This window comes from Sporosarcina luteola (assembly GCF_023715585.1).
Classification (GTDB): domain Bacteria; phylum Bacillota; class Bacilli; order Bacillales_A; family Planococcaceae; genus Sporosarcina; species Sporosarcina luteola_D.
In genome coordinates this window covers 1-694 of record NZ_JAMBOK010000013.1, presented here as the reverse complement: position 1 = coordinate 694, position 694 = coordinate 1, and the positions used below count along the sequence as shown (strand labels likewise).

Genomic DNA, 694 nt, shown 5'->3' with positions numbered 1-694 from the left:
TAACCCTTACGGGAGCCAGCCGCCGAAGGTGGGACAGATGATTGGGGTGAAGTCGTAACAAGGTAGCCGTATCGGAAGGTGCGGCTGGATCACCTCCTTTCTAAGGATAATTACGGAATATGAACCTTGGGTTCATACGTTGACGTTTTGCGTTCAGTTTTGAAGGTTCATTGAACAGTTTCAAACGCGAGTGTGTTTGAAACTGTTAAGAGAAACTTCATAATCCCGGAAGGGGCCTATAGCTCAGCTGGTTAGAGCGCACGCCTGATAAGCGTGAGGTCGGTGGTTCGAGTCCACTTAGGCCCACCATTCATATTCCGGGGCCTTAGCTCAGCTGGGAGAGCGCCTGCCTTGCACGCAGGAGGTCAGCGGTTCGATCCCGCTAGGCTCCACCAACTTACTCCGATGGGAGTATTTTTGTTCTTTGAAAACTGGATAAAACGACATTGAAGCAACAAAACATCAAGTAATCAACCGAGTCGATCACTTTTGTGATTGAACAATACTTTTTTAACGATTGCCAGCGTATATCGCTATACAATGGTGATCAACCAATGGTCGAGACGCATGTAATGCGTTGAAAACCAGACAAAGGTTAAGTTAGAAAGGGCGCACGGCGGATGCCTTGGCACTAGAAGCCTATGAAGGACGGCACTAACACCGATATGCTTCGGGGAGCTGTAAGTAAGCTGTG

Annotated in this window: 2 tRNA genes and 2 rRNA genes; all 4 read left to right on the top strand. The window is 48.4% G+C overall.

Annotated elements, in window-relative coordinates:
• Window positions 1–100: ribosomal RNA gene (locus tag M3193_RS16575) — 16S ribosomal RNA — on the top strand; the annotation flags it as partial.
• Between the two features lie 132 nt (window positions 101–232).
• A tRNA-Ile gene (locus M3193_RS16570) sits at window positions 233–309 on the top strand.
• A gap of 10 nt (window positions 310–319) precedes the next feature.
• Window positions 320–395 (top strand) — tRNA-Ala (locus M3193_RS16565).
• Window positions 396–593: 198 nt separating this feature from the next.
• Window positions 594–694 (top strand): 23S ribosomal RNA (locus M3193_RS16560); the annotation flags it as partial.